General features: G+C 68.5%; 10 protein-coding genes. 6 read left to right on the forward strand and 4 right to left on the reverse strand.

Going from position 1 to position 19,837, the window contains the following annotated elements; genetic code table 11:
- The first annotated feature begins 40 nt into the window (after nt 1–40).
- Entirely contained in the window at nt 41–1,489 is a 1,449-nt protein-coding gene (locus tag AB4Z01_RS05510) for a UbiD family decarboxylase (protein WP_441691361.1), read from the forward strand.
- 139 nt (nt 1,490–1,628) lie between these two features.
- On the opposite strand, the gene AB4Z01_RS05515 is transcribed toward AB4Z01_RS05510, so the two are convergent.
- The 4 genes from AB4Z01_RS05515 to AB4Z01_RS05530 form a co-directional block, all read right to left on the reverse strand.
- Nucleotides 1,629–2,774 (reverse strand): DUF2306 domain-containing protein, encoded by a 1,146-nt coding sequence (locus AB4Z01_RS05515; RefSeq protein WP_441691363.1) that lies wholly within the window; start codon nt 2,772–2,774, stop codon nt 1,629–1,631.
- A gap of 246 nt (nt 2,775–3,020) precedes the next feature.
- Complete coding sequence (locus AB4Z01_RS05520) at nt 3,021–10,214, reverse strand: hypothetical protein (RefSeq protein ID WP_441691365.1); 7,194 nt, start codon at nt 10,212–10,214, stop codon at nt 3,021–3,023.
- A 384-nt stretch (nt 10,215–10,598) separates the two neighbouring features.
- The gene (locus AB4Z01_RS05525; RefSeq protein WP_441691367.1) at nt 10,599–11,822 is read right to left on the reverse strand and encodes an MFS transporter; all 1,224 of its coding nucleotides are present in this window, start codon (nt 11,820–11,822) and stop codon (nt 10,599–10,601) included.
- Complete coding sequence (locus tag AB4Z01_RS05530) at nt 11,819–14,827, reverse strand: hypothetical protein (protein WP_441691368.1); 3,009 nt, start codon at nt 14,825–14,827, stop codon at nt 11,819–11,821. The genes AB4Z01_RS05525 and AB4Z01_RS05530 overlap by 4 nt, the downstream gene beginning before the upstream one ends.
- A 158-nt stretch (nt 14,828–14,985) precedes the next feature.
- Here AB4Z01_RS05530 and AB4Z01_RS05535 point away from each other — a divergent pair, with 158 nt between their 5' ends.
- The 5 genes from AB4Z01_RS05535 to AB4Z01_RS05555 all read left to right on the forward strand — a co-directional run bounded on the left by AB4Z01_RS05535 (nt 14,986) and on the right by AB4Z01_RS05555 (nt 19,768).
- Nucleotides 14,986–16,014, forward strand: a complete 1,029-nt coding sequence (locus AB4Z01_RS05535) for a linear amide C-N hydrolase (RefSeq protein ID WP_441691370.1) — start codon at nt 14,986–14,988, stop codon at nt 16,012–16,014.
- 20 nt (nt 16,015–16,034) lie between these two features.
- Complete coding sequence (locus tag AB4Z01_RS05540) at nt 16,035–16,871, forward strand: hypothetical protein (protein ID WP_441691372.1); 837 nt, start codon at nt 16,035–16,037, stop codon at nt 16,869–16,871.
- Between the two features lie 153 nt (nt 16,872–17,024).
- Nucleotides 17,025–17,879, forward strand: coding sequence for an itaconate degradation C-C-lyase RipC (ripC, locus tag AB4Z01_RS05545; protein ID WP_441691374.1), 855 nt, complete (start codon nt 17,025–17,027; stop codon nt 17,877–17,879).
- An 11-nt stretch (nt 17,880–17,890) separates the two neighbouring features.
- Entirely contained in the window at nt 17,891–18,418 is a 528-nt protein-coding gene (gene ripB, locus AB4Z01_RS05550; protein WP_441691377.1) for a (R)-specific enoyl-CoA hydratase RipB/Ich, read from the forward strand.
- 27 nt (nt 18,419–18,445) lie between these two features.
- Nucleotides 18,446–19,768, forward strand: a complete 1,323-nt coding sequence (locus AB4Z01_RS05555; RefSeq protein ID WP_441691380.1) for an acetyl-CoA hydrolase/transferase family protein — start codon at nt 18,446–18,448, stop codon at nt 19,766–19,768.
- Nucleotides 19,769–19,837: the final 69 nt, after the last annotated feature.

The following is a 19,837-nucleotide window of genomic DNA, read 5'->3' on the forward strand; positions in this document are numbered from 1 at the left end:
CCCGGTGTCTCGCCGATTGAACAGGAAAGGTGCAGCCACGATGCCATTCCAGGATTTCCGTGAATTTCTCGAGGCCTTGCGAAGCGCCGGTGAGCTTCTCGAACTGGATCGCGCCATCTCTCCGGACCTCGAGGTTGCGAAGGCGATGCGCAAGAGTGCGTCCGTGTCCGGTCCCGCACTTCTGTTCAATAATAACGGCACCGAATTCCCGTTGGTGGGCGGTGTCTACAACACTCGTGCCAAAGCGTTGATAGCGCTTCAGACGACTGAAAAGGACGTCTTCGACAGAATCCTGAGCGGAATGGCGCGCCGAATTCCGCCGACAGTCGCGGTGGATGCGCCAGTCCACGAAAATATCATGACCGGTGACGCAGTCGATATCTCTAGACTGCCAGTGGCCAGGTATAGTCCGGATGACGGTGGACGTTACATCACCGCGGGGATCGTCGTGAGCAAGGATCCTGAAACGGGCATCCCCGACATCGGGCATTATCGCTTCGAGGTCATAGACAAGCAGACCATGAGCTTTCTGGCACTGCCGAACCATCGCTTTGGGCGGCACCTGGCGAAGGCACGCCGTCTGGGGCACACAACCTTTCACGCAGCCTTGGTGATCGGCGTGGATCCGGTCATGGCCTATACCTGCCCGATCCAGGTGCCTGACGGAACCAACGACTTTGACGTTGTGGGGGGCATGCGAGGCGCGGCTCTGGAGCTTGTCCGTTGTAAGACCATCGATGTCGAGGTCCCCGCGCGTGCCGAAATGGTGTTCGAGCTGGAGATAGACTTTACCAAGGAAGTCTTCGAAGGGCCGCTCGGAGAATTCACCGGATATTACACGCCGGGTTCAAACAAGCCGATCGCGCGCATCAAGGCGATCACGCATCGCAACGATGCTTATTTCCAGGCTCTCCTCACCGGGGTGCCGCCGACCGAAAATCATATCCTGAAGCAGTTGCCCTACGAGGCATCATACTTCGCCATGCTGAAAGCCCAGCATCCAACAGTCACCAGCGTCGCAATTCCACCGTCGGGCGGGACCGCATTCTATGTCGTCATAGCGATGAAGCAACGCTATGCGGGAGAAGCGCGCCACGTCATCCTGACCACGATTGCGAGCAGTCAGCGTCCCAAGATCGTTGTCGTGGTCGATCCCGATATCGATGTTCGCAATCCTGACCAGGTCGAATGGGCGATTGCATTCCGAACCCAACCGGCCCGCGACGTCATCATCATCGATGGTCTGCCGGGCGGCACCCTGGATCCATCCATCGACGGGTCACTCCCGCTCAACAGGCGGGTGGGATCCGCCATGGGCATCGACGCGACGTTTCCGTTCGGAGTGGACGAACAGAAGGCCGCCGGCGTCCCTGCCGGCGAGGCCTGTGGCCCGGCAGTGGCCGAGCACGGCCACGAGTTCTTCAAGGTCGCGGATATACCCGGCTGGCAGGACTATGACTTCCCCGAGTTGGGGCGCTCGAAACGATAACTGAATCAAATATTGTCATGCCCGGGTTTGACTCGGGCATCCAGAAGATCTCGACATCCTCTGGATTGCCGGGACAAGCCCGGCAATGACAGAAGAGAGAATAGTCCCGCGTTCGGAGTGTTTATTCTCGAGCGTGTCCTTAATGAGCCGCGACTGTAGCACCGGCGGCTCTGACCCCGCCTTTCCGCCGCAACAGCGCGAACGGCAGGTAGCCCAGAGATATGGCAACCACCGGCGAGGCGAGCACCGCACAGTAGAACGCGACGGGCGCCGGCCAGAACGGGCAGTAGATGGCCCACAGACCAAGACACACGACCGGCGTGGCGGCGATCGCCGATTGGAGGATCTCCCAATCCTTCGCCGCCTGGTGATTGCCGACCGCACGGGATCGAAGACGCAGCGTCACACATCCGAGGAGCAGCACCACCGTGGCAGCGGTCACTGCGGCGAGAGGCAGGTCGACCTGGCCGACGAGGTCGGCGCCGACAAGAATGACGGCGACGACCCCGATCGCGCCTGCCACCCACGAGAAGCGGGCAATCGCAGGGTTGTCGACAATCGATGACCCCGGTTCGACGCTGCGATCGCCAAGGCGGCGAACCACCACGGCGGCACCGAACACCGCCAACGGCCCGGCCATGCCGGCTCCGATCATGAAATCGGAGTCGAAGCTCTCGCTGGATGCCACCAACAAGAGGGTAATGACGATGATCCTGATGATGGGAGCGGTCAGCAGCATCGCGAACATGTAGGTCATGAACGCCTGGTGAAGCTTGATCTGCCGCTCCTTGATCGCCAGGAACGCCAGCACGGCTGCTGCGAGCACGCAAATTGCGAAGATCAGGAGGATGTTGAAGAACGGCGGCCCGCTGGTCGTCGCCGCCGAGCCTGTCCGGAACAGAAACGCGAGTGCGGTGATCATGGAAGTAGCAACGATGATGAGCATCGCCCGCCCCGAAAAGCGGTGCAAGGCCGGCCAGTTCCGGCGCACACGCGCCGAGAATTGCAATATCCCGAGCAAGAGCGCCAACCCGGCCGTAACCGTGTGCACCAGCATGATCCAGCGGCTGTTGACGTAGGTCGGCACTTGGTGGTGAACGAGCGATCCAACCTGCGAGTCAGGGTTCAGGCTGATCACTGCGGAGACGGAACGCAGATACAGCTCCGGTGCAGTCGAGGTGAAGTATTGCGTCATGTATTCGATGGACATCGGGGCATAGAAAAGGCACACGATGCCGATCGCCGCCCACGCCGCAACATTGACGGTTTTCCTGGATATCGTCATGGGACCTTAGCCCTCTACTCGGTCGGAATTGACATGAAACCGGGCGATGCAGAAGGATAAGGGATGGCCGGGCCTGTTCCGGTCACGGATCGATCACAGATCCAGCGCCAGAGGCAGAATATTTTCGACATGCTGCGGGGGAGGGCACGGTTATCGCCGATCGCCTTGTGCGCCGCCTCGGAGTCCCATGAGCTTGAGCGTCGCCTGGCTGACCTCGGTTCCCCGGCCATTGCCGATGCCCTCGCCTCAGAAGTGATACGCGAACCGGGCGCTGGCGGACTGGCTGAGGAAGGAGTCGCCGACATTGGCGGTGTATTCCCCCTTCAGCTCGAACCCGCCGGCCCGGAACAGCTGCACCCCGACATCGATCCGGCCCAGCATCTCCGGCGAGTCGATCTGGTCGCTGAAGGTGTCGTTCGCCGAGGACGCCCCGACGAAGCTGGAATGGATCGTCCGCGTGTTGTCCGGCTGGTAGCTCACGCCGAACGCTGCATAGGCCCGCAGCGTGGTCTCCGGGTCCAGGTCCAGCCGGCCGCCGAACTCCACCATCGGCGACAGCGCCACGCTGGTCTTGCTGCTGTCGTGGACATCCAGCGCGTTGAGATCGTCCCCTTTCTCCTGGAAGCCGGGCAGCTCGCTGTAGACCACGTCGAGATCGCCGTACGGCCGGATGTACCAGTCGTCGAAGGCGAATTCATAGGCGGCGCGCAGCCGGCCGCCGGCCAGGAAGATGCTCGGGTCGCCTTTCAGCGTCTCGCTGGTGATGCCGGGGATGTCGACCCGCCGGTAGGAGTCGAACGAGCCGCCGGCGAAGGCCATCGACCCGGCGAACTGCCACGGCCCCATGATGCGCTTCAGCGTGACCGACCCGTCATAGGTGTCGCCGTTGCCGGACGAGCCGTCATCCATGGTCGTCCAGCTCTGGCCGAAGCCGAGGGAGGCGCCGAGATACCAGTCGGGGGCGATCTCATGCTGGGCGCCGATCCGGTAGGTCGTGCCCGAGACGTGGTAGCCCTGGGTGTTGCCGTTGGAGGACTGGTCGGTCCAGCGCCCGGTGACCTTGGCCCAGACGCAGTTGTCCTCGCCCAGCAGCACGGTGTCGTCGACGAAGACCGGGCAGCTCATCGCCGCCCCCAGGATCGTGCCGATCGAACTGGCCAGGGCGATGGACTGGGCGTGGGCCGCCTTGCTCGACCAGGCGTCGAGTGCCGCCTTGTAGCCGCTGCCGTCGCCGATCCGCGACAGCTCGGCGAAGCGGGTGGCGAAGGCCTTGTCGCCGTTGTCCCAGGCTCGGCCGTAATAGCCGGCCAGCGAGGCCTGGCTGTCGGTCAGGGACACGGCGCCGGGCTTGAAGTCCCGGCGCGGCGCGATCGAGAGGGTGTTGCCCGACTGTGCGGTGTCCCAGTGGAACAGCTGCACATCCGCCCCATCGGCCGTGGAGACGAGATGCCCTGCCGTCACCATCGGCAGCGCACCGGGCAGGAGCGTGATCGCCGTCGGCACGATCTTGCCGTCGAGTGTCGCCGTGCCGTTGACCTGGAGATGGCCGGCGGTCTTGTTGAGCGAGTCGACGATCACGCCCAGCCGGCCCTCGCCGGTCTGGGTGAAGTCGCCGGTGACGGTGGTGGTCTGCAGCGCCTGCGTCCCGGGCCGCCCGACATTGACCGTGCCGCTGTTCACGAGATCTGCGTCAACCGTGGCGCCGGCATTCAAGATGCCGTGATTGGTCAGCAGGCCGTCGTTGGTATTGACCGGGCCGCCGTTGAGGTAGACTGAGCCGGTGACGGTGCCGCCTTGCGCGACGTTGACGATGCCGACCCCACCGCCCGAGGCCAGGATCGCAGTGCCGCCGGTGTCCAACTGCGTCGTGACCGAGCCGCCGGCGTTCACGAAGACGTAATCGTAAACTGATGTGGGGCTGTCGACCACGATACCGGCGCTGCCTGTAGCTCCCTCGGTGGCGCCCGAGCCACTGCCTCCGGTCACGCTGCTGTTGACTGTGACGGTGGCCTGCGCCTTGGAAGATGTGCTGGTGGGGCCTGTGCTTTGCGCAAAGATGCCGATGCCGTTTTGACCTGTGGCCGAGACCGGACCGTTCGTCGTGACGTTGACGGCACCGCCCGAGCCCGAAGAACCGGACAGGCCAGTGGTGCCCGCCTGAATCACGCCGCCGGTCATGGCGAGGCCGCCGCCGCCGCCGACGCTCTGCGCGAGAATGCCGACTGCGCCTGCACCGGTGACTTGGATGTTGCCGTCTGCCTCGATATTGACGGCTCCGCCGTTGCCATTGGTTTGGTACGAGGTCAGGCCGCCCATGGACGTGGTCAGTCCCGGCGTATCCCCCGCTGCGTTCACGAGGCGGACGACGCCGCCGCCACCGCCGATCGATTGCGCCACGACGCCATGCGCCGCGACGCCCGTCGTCTGGATCGTGCTGCTGCCGGACAGCGTGACATTGACGATGCCAGCGTTGCCGCTGCTGCCGGTGTTGCCGCCGAGCGCGAGCGTGACGGGCGTGCCGGTCGTCGAGCCGACCGGCTGACTGGTCACAAGGCCGCCGCCGCCGCTGATCGACTGCGCGAGGATGCCGAAGGACTCATTGCCCGTCGTAGAGATGGTCAGGGGCGCATCCCCCTCCAGAGGCGCAACGGTCACCGTGCCGCTGTCGCCGGAGGACGCCGAACCGCCACCGGCCGCGAGCTTCAGCGGTTTGGGTTGCAGCCATTTGCCCGCGCTCACAAAGAGGCTGCTGCCGGCGCCGGCGATCCCGCCGCCGCCGGCGATCGATTGCAACTCCACGCCATCCGCCGCTGCGCCGGTGGTCACAATCGTGCTGTCCACATATCCGAAGGTGACTGGACCGCCTGAACCGCCCTGCCCACCCTTGCCGCCAAAGGCCATACCCGCCGAAATATTGCCCGCCGCCGCGTCCGAGCCGTCGGCGCCGATGCCGCCGCCGCCACCGATGCTTTGCCCGATGAGGCCGGCCGCACCGAACCCGGCCGTGCTGATGAAGCCGCCTTCGCCGAGGTTGATCGTCACCGGCCCGCCCTGTCCGCCGCCACCGCCGTTGCCGCCGACCGCCAGGTCGAGGTTGACCGTAATCGCCGGGATCCCGCCCGTACCCTTGGCGGCGGCTGAGCCGCCCTTGCCGCCGCCGCCGCCGATCGACTGCGCCACGACGCCATTGGCCCAATCGCCTGTGGTCGTGATGGGAGCATTGAGATCCGTGGTGACGGTGCCGCCGTTGCCGCCGGTTCCACCCTGGCCGCCGATCGTTTGTGTGTAGGTCACCTGGATGGGCGTGTCCCCCTTTAGGGCGGCCGCAAGGTTGCTGCCCGCCTGTCGTGCATTCCCCACGGTGTTGACCGGACTGTCCGCCGAGGCGTCGGCGCCGGCGGAGCCGGCAAGCCCGCCGCCGCCGCCGATCGATTGCGCCAGCACGCCGGTCGCGTCGCCGCCCTGGGTGGTGATCGGCGCCTGGAGCGACACATTGACGGGGCCGCCGTCGCCGCCAGTGCCGCCATTCACACCCAGGTTGAGTGTTGCGCCGATTATGAAGGCGCTGCCATGTCCGACCGGAGTTGCGACGGCGAACGAATCGCCCTGGGACGCGCCGCCGCCGCCGCCGATCGATTGCGCCAATAGGCCGAGCGCGCCCGAGCCGTAGGTCGTGATGCCGTTGCCGGGATAGAGATACACATTCACCGGGCCGCCGGCGCCGCCGCTGCCGCCTTTGCCGCCCAGGGACACATTAAGCGTGATGTCGTCGCCGGCGCCGAACGCCTGTGTGTTGCCGCTGCCATACCCGGCATTGCCGCCACCGCCGCCGATCGATTGTGCCGTGAGGCCATTGGCGAAGTCGCCATAGGTGACGATGGCGGTCGGCGCGCTGCCGCTCGGGTCGGCCGAGGATGATGTCCCGTCGCCCGATACCGTTCCACCGAGCGCCGCATTGACGGTGCCGCCGGCGCCGCCATTGGCGCTTTTGCCGCCGAGGTCGAATGTCACGGCGAGATTGATCGACGTCGTACCCTCAGGAACGGATGCGGGTCCTATGACGGTCGCGAGCGAGGAGGAGTCGCCGCCGGCGCCGCCGCCGCCGCCGATGCTCTGCAGGAGAACGCCGGTCGAGCCCTGGCCGCTGGTTGTGATCGTGCCGCCGTTCGACAGCTGAAACTGCGCCAATCCGCCCTTGCCGCCGGTGCCGCCCTGGCCGCCGACCGCCGCGCCGATTGCCACTCCGATCTCGGTGTCGCTATCCGGCAAGGGAACGCCGAGCGCGACGGCCTGCGCGGCCGCCGACCCGCCAAGGCCACCGCCGCCGCCGATGCTTTGGACCACGACGCCGTAGGAGTCGACCGGCAAAGGAGGGGTGTTGCAGGGCGGCGACATGCAGAGATTGCCGTTGAGCAGCCGTGGATCCTGGCCCGTCGCGATGGTTCCTTGCTGCACACTGGCCCAGGCGGTGCCGCCGTCGCCGCCGCCGCCGGCATTGCCGCCGGCACCGACGGCGACCGCGAGGCCGACTCCGACCGCGGTGGCGAAGGCATTGCCGCCCGTGCCGCCGCCGCCGCCGATCGATTGCGCCACAAGGCCGGGCGACTTCGTCCCGACGGTGGTGATATTCGTCTGGCTGGTGTCGAGGGTGACCGAATTGCCGTTGCCGCCGCCGCCGCCGTTGCCGCCGATGGCAATCGACGCAAAGGGCGCGAAGCTGCTTGCGTTTCCGGCATTGCCGCCGCCGCCGCCGATCGATTGCATCAGGACGGCGGTCGAGTAATCGCCATTCGTGGTGATCTGCGAGGCGCCACCAGAGCAGTTACCGCCACCAGAGCAAAATACGACCGTTCCGCCATCCCCGCCGGCGCCGCCGCTGCCGCCCTCGGAGAAGCCGCCGACCGTGACCGGGGAGCCACCGCTGGCGCCGCCGCCGTCACCGCCGCCACCGCCGATCGACTGGCCCAGGACGCCGGTCGCCGAGACGCCGGAGGTGGTTATGATGCCGCCTTGGGAATTGACGATGGTGACGGCGTTGCCTTTGGCAGCGAGAGCGCCGTTGCCGCCGACCGCACCATAGCCATCTGCCCAACCGCCGGCTCCGCCGCCGCCGCCGATCGATTGTGCGAGGATACCGTGCGCATTTGATCCGCTCGTCGTGATCACGTCAAAGTTGTTGACCGTGACAGTCCCGGCGGAGCCGCTTGAACCACCAGTGCCGCCGCGATTGTTGAAAAAGCCGCCCGCGTTCCCCCCCGGGCCGCCGGCCCCCGCCAGCGACTGCGCGAGGATGCCGCGGGAATTGTCACCGGAGGTGATGATTGTGCCGTCATTGGTGACCGTGACAATGCCCGCATTGCCGCCGTTGCCGCCGTTGCCGCCGCTGCCTTGATGGCCCGAATCTGTTCCCGCGTTGCCACCGGCGCCGCTGAGGGTCTGCGCGATGATGCCCGAGGAATCTTTGCCGGAGGTCGTGATGCTTGAGGCGTTGTCGAGCGAAACAGTGACGTTGCCGGTGGCGCCGCCGTCGCCGCCGGCGCCGCCATGGCTTGTACCAGCGCCGGCCTCGGCGTCGCCGCCTTTGGCGCCTACCCCGCCCTGCGACTGGGCGATAATGCCTGGCGAGGTCGGGCCTTGTGTGGTGATGCTGGCCGATTGGAGCGCGACGGTGACGTCGCTGCCGGACCCGCCGGCGCCGCCAGCTCCGCCGTCGCCGTGGCTGGCGCCAGGCAGGAAATCACCACCGTAGCCGCCGTCGCCGCCCTGGCTCACGACATAGAGTCCCGGCGAAGTGTCGCCACTCGTCGTCAGTTTGACAAAATTGCTACCGGTTCCCGTCAGGGTGACGGAGGTCGGCGACGAACTCCGGCAGGTCTGGCTGAAGCCAGGATCCGTACAAATGCCGCCGCCGTTGCCGCCGTGAGTACCGGTGTTGTGGCCGTCATCGTGGGTGTTTGGATTCACCAGGCCGCCGACGCCGCCGAGCGCGAAGGCCGCAACCGCCGGTGAATTGCTCCCATTCGTCGATATCGTCACAGTCTGATTCTGAGCCGTGACACTGACGTTCGTGCCAAGAGCCATGCCGCCAGGGCCGCCATTGCTGTACGCAGAATGGGAATCGCTGCCGTCGTTCTCCGTGGCGCCGAGACCGCCAGCGCCGCCTTGGCTCAAGGCAAGCAGCCCCGCCAGACCGGTGCCGCTTGCAGTGACATTGGCGTCGGTGACGGTGATGGCCGTGGCGTTGGCAACATAGCCGCCGCCGCCGGCACCGAAATTCTCTTCTTCGCCATTGCCGCCATTGCCGCCGATCGCCTCCGCAGCAACGCCGGCGCCCATGATGTTCGCGAGCAGACCCGGGCCGATACCGGCTTTCGGCGGGGTGCCGGTTGCGGTCACCGTGACATTGCCGCCGCTGGTCAGGGTAACGGAGGCGACGTCGCCGGGCAGGGGGTTGCCGGAGGCGTCGTAGATGCCGACGGTGCCGCCCCAGCCGCCAAACTGACTGYCGTTGCCGCCCTTCGAGCCGGAGCCGTCGCCGCCCTGCGACAGCGCCTGAATGCCATAAAGGCCGCTGCTGCTGGCAGCGGGATCAGCGATCCAATTGAAGTTGACGGTGACGGGCGCCGAACTGGTGACCGCCGCAGGCCCGCCGTTGCCGCCATAAGGACCGTTATGGCCGGTGCCGGCATCGCCGCCGATCGACTGCGCCTCGATGCCGCCATAGCCGGCTTGGCCGCCGCCACCCTGCGTTCCAACCGCAACATTGATGACGCCGGTATTGTTGACCGTCACGCCGCTGGCATTGCCGCCCTTCCCGCCTTCGCTCGAGTTGTTGCAGTCGTTGTTGTTGCAGCCGCCATCACCCCCCCGGGTAAGGGCAAAGAGGGCGGCGCCTCCCGGAACGTTCATCAGCGGCAAATTGATCGTGATCGGACCATCATTTGTGACGAATAGCGGCGCCGTCGTGTTGCCGCCATTGCCGGGGGTGCCGCCGGTATAGCCCTGGCCACCCGCCATCAGGGCGAAAAGGCCTCCCAAAAAGACGCTCGGTGCGAGATCGGCCGAACTTGTCAGGGTGAGCGACCCGGAGTTGTTGATCGCAAATCCGGTCGCATCGGCGCCCGACTGTCCTGACGTCGCCCCCGGCGGGGCGTTATTGAGGAAAAATGCCGAAGCACTGAATTCGGGTTTGAGCGGAGAAACGGCCGGATCCACGGTCACCGTCGCCCCCGAATCCACAGTCACCGAGTAGTAGGCGCCGTTGGTGCCCGCTTGATAAAGCGGGACTGAATAGCTCCCAGGGGAAAACGCGCAGTCGCCTCCGGAGAAAGTGCAGCCTTGCGTTTGCGCCATGGCCTCGGTCGGCATGATGAGCCAGATCGCGAGAGCCGGAAGGCCGGCGCGGGCGGCCGGTCGGAGGACGGTCTTCCAGCCTGGCATCGACGTTCTTCCTTCCAGCGGCCTATCGACGATTGACGGCACTGCCATCGACGGCCTGCAGTAGAAAATCCGTGCGCATGGCCGTCCCCAGAGGTTTTGAAACCCGATGGCACGATAGGGCCGCGGCCCCCGCGATCCCCTCACGGATCGATCACAGATCACCGGCAGGAGAAAATTTTCTGATCATCTGACGCCGCCTGATCGGCCGGGCGGCTGGCCTGTTGCAGAACAGCCGGAGATGCAGGAATAGGGTCGGACGACAATGCCCGGGACGGCCTCTTCTTGGGCACGCTCATGTCCCGGGCCGTGGCAAAAGCCGGCGCGAGCACCGAGGGATCGCGCCAGGTGGTCTATGCCGCCGTCAACGGCGACAATGCTCCTGGCTTAAGGGCGGCGGCCGGACACCAGGATCATCGATCCGGCCAGCACCACCACGGACAGGGCCGTGCCCAGGCCGAACAGCCAAGCGTAGCCGAAGCTGTCGGCCAGGGTGCCCGACAGCGCCGACCCGAACAAAAAGGCCGCATATTGGGCGCAGGCCAGGATGGTGAAGTCAGTGCCCGGCTGGGCGGGCGAGGCCACGTCCATGAACAGGCTGAACAGCACCACCAGCTCCGTGGTGCGGATCAGCGTCTGCAGCGCCGCGGCGCCGAACAGCAGCGGCAGCCCGGGCAGCAGGCCGGCGGCATGCAGCGCGAAGACCAGGCAGGCCAGCACCCTGAGCGTGCCGATAAGGCCGAGCGCGACCGCCGGGCCGCGGCGCTGCAGCAGCCACGCCAGCAGCACCGTCCCGGCCAGGCCGGCGACGGCGGCCGAGATGCCGGTCAGGGTGGCGATGGTGTCGAGCCCGACCCGGGCATCGACCAGATACGGCGCCTCCATCGGCTTCATCAGCCCCTCGCTGGCCCGGAACAGCAGGGCGATCCACAGCATGCGCCGCGCCTCGGGCCGCTTCAGGAATACCGAGATCCTCGGTTGCAGCGTCGGCCCGGCCGCATCGCCGCCATGCGGCGCCTCCCGCATCGCCGGCACCGCGGCGAGCGGCAGCAGGCACAGGCCGGCGATGCCCAGCACCATCCCGGACCAGCCGAACTGGTGGTACAGGAGGAGGCCGACACTGCCGCCCAGCACCACGCCGGCGGCCGCGGCGCCGCTCTGCACCGCATTGCCTGCGGCCCGCCGCCCCGGTGCCAGCGCAAGGGTGGCGTAGCCATCGGTGGCGATATCCTGGGTCGAGACCAGCATGGCGATGGCGAAGGCGATCGGGATGAAGCCGAGSAKGTCGCCRGGGCGGATCAGCAGCAGYGCCAGCACCGCCAGCACSACGCCGRYCTGGGTCAGCACGATCCAGCCGGCCCGGTGCGCCCGGGCRATCGGGCGCATCCGGTCGACCAGCGGCGCCCACAGGAACTTCAGCACGCCGGGGATCGCCAGCAGGCCGAGATASCCSAGCGCGGTGCGGGTSACCCCYTCCTGCCGCAGGATCGGMGGCATSGCGGTSAGGAACAGCGAGACCGGGATYGCCTGGGCGAGRTAGAGGCCGGYCAGSACCAGCAGCAGCCGKGGCGGCCYGGCGTCGACGGGWYCKGAGGCGGCGACCGTCGTCATTSCGGCAYCAGSCCGGCCAGCGGTGGCGGCAGGCGCAGGCCGGGCACGGCGGCGCACAGCCGGCCGGCCCGCAGCGCCGTGGCCGGGTCGGCGTGATCCTGTGCCAGCAGCGCCTCGRTCCCCGCCGCCGCCAGCAGCGCRTGCAGCCGGTCGCGCGCCTCGGCCACCGGCGCCAGCCGGATGCCGGGCAGCAGCGGGCCGCGGACCAGGCCGATCGCCAGGTCGAAGGCGGCCAGCCGGCCGGCCGACTCCGTGGCCGGGTCCTGCAGCGCCGACAGCGCGGCGCGCAGTCGCGCCACATCCGTCCGCACCTGGCCGGGCACGAGGCCGATATGGTCGTTCTCGTGCCGGATCGACCGGGCCCCGACCAGCTTGCGCAGCCGGTAGACCGTGGTGTGCAGCGACGGGATGGCGCGGTCGCCGTCCACCTCCGGCCACAGTTGGTCTGCCAGCTCCTCCTGCGCCCAGCCCTCGGCCGGCCCGGCGACCAGGCACCACAGCAGTTCCATCGGCTTGCGCTGCGCCTTGCCGGTGCCCATGGCGAGGCGCGCGCCTTCGACCTGCACCATGAAGCCGCCGAGGGCGCGGATCTCGACCGGGAAGGGCCACAGCTCGTGTGCGCCGCCTTCCGGCGGCGGCAGGTCCCACAGCGCGATCACCCGCCGCGTCGGCTCGGGCTCGGCGCCGGCGGCCAGGGCCCGGTCGGCCAGCCGGGCCAGGGCCGGCCGGTTCATCCCGGCGATCCGGCGGAACCCCAGGCGGCCGGCCGCCTCGGCGACACGGCCCCACGGCCCGGCGACATCGCCGCCCTGGGCCTCGGCCAGGAACGCCTCGGCCAGATCGGCATGCAGCAGGAAGGTGGCGTTGCCGGTCTGGGCCGCGACCTCGCGCAGCACCTCGACATGCGGCCGTGCCGCCTCGTCCCCGGTCATGGCGTGGGCGGTCGCCAGCACCAGGCTCTGCACCGCGAGCTGATGCGGCCCGCCATAGCGCCGTGCATAGTCCAGGGCCTGCCCGGCCTCGGCGATCGCGGTCGCCGTGTCGCCGGCGCACAGCGCCACGACGGCGCGCAGATGGTGCAGCCCGATGAAGTCGGTGCGGCGCCAGCGCTGCCGGGCGCAGGCGCCGTAGCGCTGCAGCATGGCTTCGGCCGCGGCGCCGTCGCCCGCGGCGCCCACCGCATGGACCACGATCCAGAAGGCGTTGGTCAGGCGGTGCGAGACGCCGCGGTCGCCGGCAAAGGCCACGACCTCGTCCGCCAGCCGGCGCAACGCCGCATCGTCGCCGTCGAGATGGGCCTGGGACAAAGCGGCATAATACCAGGTCATGACGGACATGGGTGCCATGCCGCGCTGCCGCGCCAGCCCCTCCAGCTGACCCAGGAAGGGGCGGGCGGCGGCCAGGTCGCCGCGCCACCAGATCAGGTGGTTGGCCAGCACGCTGCCCAGCAGCAGCTGGATCGTCGGCGGCAGGAAGGGCAGCGCCGTCTCGATCCAGCGCCGCGCCTCCGCCGCCCCGGGATGTTCCGGCCAGCCGACCAGGATCGCGATGCAGCGGGTGGCGACCAGGGTCTGGCGGGTCGCCGCCGGCAGCGCCTCCAGCCGCGGCAGGGCGGCGTCGATCTGTTCGATCAGCCGCGGCAGCTCGCGGAAGTCGAAGAAGTCCCACAGCACCGCCCGCGCCTCGCCGTTCAGCGCCAGGGCGTATTCCAGCGGCGCCGTCTCCGGCTCCAGCGACCGCCGGATCTCGGCCAGGATCCGCTGGGCCTCCCGCGGCTCGTAGGGCAGCCGGGCGTAGGCCAGCCAGATCCGCGGCGCCGGCCGGGTCGCGACCTCGGCCGGGAACAGCTCGATCGCGTCGCGCAGCTCGCGGTTGCGGCCGGCCCGCGCCAGCACCGGCGCTTGGTCCAGCACCAGCCGCAGCGCCTCGTCCCCGGCGCCGGCGGCGAGCAGCAGGCGGGCGGCCGCCAGCGTCTCGCCGCGCCGGCCGAGATGCCGGGCCGCGAGCGTCCGGGCCCGGTCCAGGACGGGCGGCGGCAGCTCCTCGGCGGCAGCCTGCTCCAGCGCCGCCTGGAAGGCGTCGTGCTTGCGCAGACCCCCGCCGGGCAGGCGCGAGACCAGGCCGCCGGCGCCGGCCAGGCGGTCAAGCACCGCCGGCGCCCCGGCCCCGCCCAGCTCGGCCCAGTCGGCGGCCTCCCCCTCCGGCAGGAAGGCGGTGGCCAGCAGGGCCTGCCGCTCCGCCGCGGCGTCCGCGCCGGGACTGGCGGTGCCGGCCTGCAGCAGGGAAGGGGTGACCGCGGCCAGGATGCCGGGCATCCAGCCGCCGGCTCGCCGCAGGCAGGCCAGGAACAGGTCCCGCGCCAGGGCGTGGTCGCCGCCCGGCAGGTCGCGAACGAAGTCCGGGTACTCGTCGGCGGCGACACGCAGATCGGTCAGCAGCACCGGCGGCGGCCCGGACACGGGGTCGGGCGGGTCGAGCCGCGACAGGCAGAGGACGCGGTCCTCCGGCCGCAGCGCCGCGGCGAGGATGGGCAGCAGCGCGACCGTCACCGACTCGGGCGGCGCCCGGTGCACGTCGTCGAAGACGATCAGCCGGGGGCCGGCCTTCCGGTCCCCCGGCGCCGCGGCGAGCCAGTGCCGCGCCGCCTCGGTGATCTCGGCGACGGCCCGGGGCGTGGGGTCGGGCGGGATGTCGGTGCCGAAGCCGTGCGGCAGATCGAGGAAGACGCCCAGCGTGGCGAAAAGACGCAGCGGGTCGGCATCGGCCTCGTCGACGGCGTACCAGAGCACCGCGGCGCCCTCGACCGGGTGCCAGCGTGACTCGGCCCAGGTGGCGGCCAGGGCGGTCTTGCCGGTGCCGGGCGCGGCCGAGACCCACAGCAGGGCTCTGGCCGGCGCCTGCTCCAGCCGCTCGAACAGGCGGGTGCGCAGGACCAGCCCTGCGGCTGAAGGCGCGGTCGGGGCGTCCAGGTCGCTGGTGTCGTCGCGCCGGTCCAATGCTTGCATGTCCGGCCCTTGTCACAAGGCGTTGAGCGCCCGGTCTCTGGGCGGCGCCGGATCATCGGAAAAATTTTCCGCCCCTGCAATCTGTGATGCATCCGTGAGGGGATCGCGAGGTCTGCCGTCTTATCGTGCCATTAGGGTTCAAACCTTTGGAGACCGCCATGTGCACGGATTTCCTCCTGCAGGCAGTGGATGGCAGCCTCGTCGTCGGGCGGAGCATGGAGTTCGGCCAGGATCTCGGATCGCAGATCCTGGTCGTTGGCAAGGGTACGGAAATGCAAGGCAACGCCCCCGACTTCGGCTCGGGGCTGCGCTGGACAACGCAATATGGCTACGTCGGGCTCAATACGGCTCGCGACCAGTCGCTGATCACCGACGGAATGAATGAGGCCGGCCTGTCCATCGGCGCCCTCTGGTTGCCGGTTTCGACCTATGCCCGGACCGTGGCCAATGCCTCCCAGGCGCTGCGGGTCGACCGTTTCACCAACTGGGTGCTCGGCAATTTCAATACGGTCGGTGACGTTCGGCAGGCACTGAACGAGGTCGAGGTCTGGGGCAACGACGTTCTGCAGAAGGAGCTGCCGGTGCATTTCTCGATCCACGACACTGCCGGCGCCAGCATCGTCGTGGAGTTCATGAACGGCGGGACCCAGGTGTACGACAATCCCGTCGATGTCACCACCAACGCGCCGCCCTTCCCCTGGCACCTGACCAACATCGAGAACTATGTCGGGCTGGCGGCGCTGGACGCGGCGTCAACCACCATTTACGGCGTCACCAGCCAACTGTCCTCCGAACCACCCGGGCACGGCAGCGGAATGCGCGGGCTGCCGGGGGATTCGACCCCGCCCTCGCGCTTCATCCGCACCGTCTTCCAGAAGCAGTTCGCGACCCAGCCGGCCGACAACGTCGAGGCTTGCAGCCTGGTGCTGCACCTGCTCAACACCGTCGACATTCCGCTGGGCACCAGCCAGCCCCAGGATAAGTCCGTCGGCGACGACTACACCCAATGGGCGGTGGTGAAGTCGCTGAGCGAGCTGACCTTCAGCTACCGGACCTACGACAACCCGACCGTCATGCAGATCGACCTGAGGAGGCTGCCCGCCCTGTCGTCGCCGGGCGCGAAGCCCTACAAGATGCCGCTCGAGCCTGTGTTCGTCGACATCACCGGGAAGCTCCAGGCGCAGTGACAGGCGCGGATCCCGGGGCGATGGACGGCATTCATGCCAGCTTCGACTACGGCTACGACCCTGACGTGGTCGAGACCTGCCCGATCGTGGTCCCGCCGCCGGCCGGGCTGCCGGCGCGGGCCACGGTCGATCCGGCCTGGCTGCCGCCGGTCGGCACCCAGACGACGCCCAGCGGCTTCGTCTGGGCGTCGATCTATGGGCTGGCCACCTTCAAGGCGGCCCGCACCGCGCGCCGCGCACCGTCCGAGCCGGCGCTGCAGGCCAGCCCGTTCTATCCCTACATCAAGATCCTGGAGCAGTTCGGCGCACGGCCGGGCGCCTGCACCGGCGGCTTGATCTCGTGGTGCCTCGATTTCCTGCAGGCCAATGACGGCACGCCGACTCTCGAGCAGGCGCCAGCGCCGGTGCCGAAGCCTGGCCACAGCGACTGCCAGGCGGCTTGGCGGGCCTATGGCGGCGCCCTGCTGGTCTCCGACTATGCTTTCAGCATCAGCGGCTGCGGTCAGGTCGGCATCACCGGCAAGGACGGGCTCGACACTCTGCGTGGCCTGATCGCCCGCGGCGTACCACTGGTCTACGGCACCTCGCTCAATGTCGATTTCCCGGCCTATGGCCGGGGCGGGCTGGTGCCCTATGCCGGCAACGGCCGGATCCTGACCCGCCCGGACGGCCGCCGCGCCGGCCAGTGCCTGATGATCCTGGGCTATGACGACACCCTGGGTGCGGTGCTGCTGCGCAACAGCTTCGGCCCGGGCTGGGGCACCGAATGGGCCGGCAGCGGCGGCCATATGTGGATGGCCTACGACACCTTCCAGGCATTGGCCCAGGGCAGCGCCTTCTTCATCCACGAGATCTGACTCCGTTTACCGACAGCACGCGCAGCTGCAGGTCGTCCTCGCCCGTGCCGCCGGGGCGGATGAAGGCGGCGTCGAATGCGCCGCCGGGCAGCCCGGCGATCTGTTGCGTGCTGTTCGCCTCCTCGAGCGACAGACCCTTTGAAGGGACACCTCATGGCCCAAGACAGATCCCGCCCGATGCGCAGCTGGCTGTTCACGCCGGCGACGCGCCCCGACCGCTTCGCCAAGGCCGCGGAGGCCGGGGCCGATGTCCTGATCATCGATCTGGAGGATGCGGTCGCGCCGGCCGACAAGCCCCGCGCCCGCGCCGCCGCCCTGGGGCATCTGGCCGCCCCGGCGGAGGCCGGTCCGCTGCGCGCCCTGCGCGTCAACGGGCTCGACACCCGGGCCGGCCTCGCCGATCTCGACGCGCTGCTCGGATCCGCGGCGGCGCCGGACATCCTGGTCCTGCCGAAGGCCGAGGGGACCGGCCATCTCCAGATCCTCGACCGGCTGCTGACCGCGGCCGGCAAGGCGGCCCGGCTGGTCGGCATTATCGAGAGCGCCCGCGGCCTCGTCGCCGCCGAGGCGATCGCCGCTGCGACGCCGCGGCTGGCCGGGTTGATGCTCGGCGCCGCCGACATGGCCGCCGATCTCGGCGCCGCCACGGCGTGGGAGCCGCTGGCTCGTGCCCGCTCCCGGCTGGTCGCGGCCTGCGCGCTGGCGGGCGTGACGCCGATCGACTCGCCCTTCTTCGACCTGAAGGATGAGGCGGGCCTGGAGCGGGAGGCCGCCGCATCCGTGGCGCTCGGCTTTGCCGCCAAGGCGGCGATCCACCCGGCGCAGCTCCAGGCCATCAACCGGGCGCTCACCCCGACGCCCGATCAGGTCGAGACCGCCCGCGCCATCCTGGCGGAGAACGCAAAGGGCGTCGGCACCGTCGGCGGTCTGATGATCGATGAGGCGGTGGCGCGCAAGGCCCGCCGCGTCCTCGCGGCCGCCGGCCTGACCACCCATCCCCAAACGTAGGAGACATCCCCATGGACAGCATCCTGCCGGCCTACAAGGCGGTCGGCGAGCGCCGCTACCGCGAGACCTCGGGCCTCTACTGGGAGGATTTCGAACCGGGCGACGTGTTCGAGCACCGGCCGGGCCGCACCATCCTCGACACCGACAATGTCTGGTTCACCCTGCTGACCCTGAACATCCAGCAGGTACATTTCGATGCCGCCTACGCTGCCAAGACCGAATGGAAGAGGCCGCTGGTGGATTCGACCCTCACCCTGGCGCTGTTGACCGGCATGAGCGTGCGCACGGTCAGCGCGAAAGTCGTCGCCAATCTCGGCTGGGACAAGGTGAAGGCCAGCCATCCGGTGTTCGTCGGTGACACCCTCTATGCCGAGAGCACGGTGCTGCACAAGCGCGAGTCCAAGAGCCGCCCGACCCAGGGGATCGTCACGGTCCTGACCCGCGGCCTCAACCAGGACGGCGTCGAGGTGATGAGCTTCGAGCGGACCATGCTGATCTACCGCCAGGGCCATTCGCCGGAAGCCGCCGCCAACTACTGACCCGTCCGCAGACAAGGAGACACGACGATGGACGTCGTCTCGCTCTACCAGTCCAAGCTGACCACGGCCGAGCAGGCCGTGGCGGCGATCCCCTCCGGCTCCCGCCTGTCGATGGGCTTGTCCGCGGCCGAGCCGCCTGCGCTGCTGCGGGCACTGGCCGACCGTGCCGCGGCCGGAGCGGTCGGGGACCTCAGGGTCTACTACTACGAGGCCGCGCGGACCGCCGGCGACACGATTCTCCGCTACGAGCTGAACGACCGCATCCGCCCCTATTGCATGTTCCTCAGCGGGGTCGAGCGGGCGCTGATCAAGCGGGGAATGGAGGAGGGCGGCCGCAAGGTGGTCGACTACGTGCCGTCGACCTTCCACCAGGCCGTGCGGCTGATGACGGAGGAGATCGGCATCGACACCTTCGTCTGCACCGTCTCACCGATGGATCGGCACGGCTATTTCAGCTTCGGCACCGGCAACGACTACTCGACCAAGGTCGCCCGCTCGGCCAAGCGGCTGCTGGTCGAGGTCAACCAGAACATGCCGCGGGTGTTCGGCGAAGGCGCGCAGTTGCATGTGTCTGAAGTGGGCGCGATCGTCGAGAACCACGTGCCGCTGCTGGAGCTGCCGGGCCGCGACCCGGCGCCGGAGGACGAGGCCATCGGCAGCATCGTCGCCGGCCTGGTCCCGGACGGCGCCTGCCTGCAGATGGGCGTTGGCGCTTTGCCCAATCTGGTCTGCGCCGCGCTGCGGGACCGCAATGATCTGGGTGTGCACACAGAGGCCCTGAACCAGGGTCTGGTCGACCTCATCCGTGCTGGAACCGTGACCAACCGGCGCAAGGCGCTCGACCGCGGCAAGTCGGTGTTCACCTTCGCCATGGGGCCGAAGGCGATGTTTGACTTCCTCGCCGACAACCCGGCGATCCAGAGCCGGCCGGTGGACTATGTCAACGATCCGCGGATCATTTCGCAGAATGACAATGTCGTCTCGATCAACGCTACGATCCAGATCGACCTGACCGGGGCCTGCAACTCCGAGCACATGCTCGGCCACCAATACAGCGCCTCCGGCGGGCAGTTGGACTTCGTGCGCGGCGCTTATGCCTCTCGGGGCGGCAAGTCGATCATCGCCGCGCGCTCGACGGCGGCCAAGGGCACGGTCTCGCGCATCGTCCCGCGGCTCGACGGGCCGGTGACGACACCGCGCATCGATACCCATCATATCGTCACCGAGTTCGGCGCGGCGAACCTGAAAGGCTTGCCCTCGACGGAGCGCGCCCGGGCCCTGATCGGCCTGGCCCATCCCGACTATCGCGACGAGCTGACCGAGGCGGCGAAGCAGCTTCACCTGCTCTGAGCCGAGCGCCGCGGTGAGGAGACGGGAGAATATCATGGCCACCATCAAAGATCAGACGGTTTTCTCCGC

It is taken from the genome of Inquilinus sp. YAF38 (assembly GCF_052113205.1).
In the GTDB taxonomy this organism is placed as follows: Bacteria; Pseudomonadota; Alphaproteobacteria; order DSM-16000; family Inquilinaceae; genus Inquilinus.

What these genes read in the sequence shown, in the direction of transcription:
- AB4Z01_RS05535 (WP_441691370.1), top strand. Translation starts at nt 14,986, where the DNA reads ATGTGCACGGATTTCCTCCTGCAGGCAGTGGATGGCAGCCTCGTCGTC.
- AB4Z01_RS05515 (WP_441691363.1), bottom strand. Translation starts at nt 2,774, where the DNA reads ATGACGATATCCAGGAAAACCGTCAATGTTGCGGCGTGGGCGGCGATC.
- AB4Z01_RS05510 (WP_441691361.1), top strand. Translation starts at nt 41, where the DNA reads ATGCCATTCCAGGATTTCCGTGAATTTCTCGAGGCCTTGCGAAGCGCC.
- ripC (WP_441691374.1), top strand. Translation starts at nt 17,025, where the DNA reads ATGGCCCAAGACAGATCCCGCCCGATGCGCAGCTGGCTGTTCACGCCG.
- AB4Z01_RS05540 (WP_441691372.1), top strand. Translation starts at nt 16,035, where the DNA reads ATGGACGGCATTCATGCCAGCTTCGACTACGGCTACGACCCTGACGTG.
- ripB (WP_441691377.1), top strand. Translation starts at nt 17,891, where the DNA reads ATGGACAGCATCCTGCCGGCCTACAAGGCGGTCGGCGAGCGCCGCTAC.
- AB4Z01_RS05555 (WP_441691380.1), top strand. Translation starts at nt 18,446, where the DNA reads ATGGACGTCGTCTCGCTCTACCAGTCCAAGCTGACCACGGCCGAGCAG.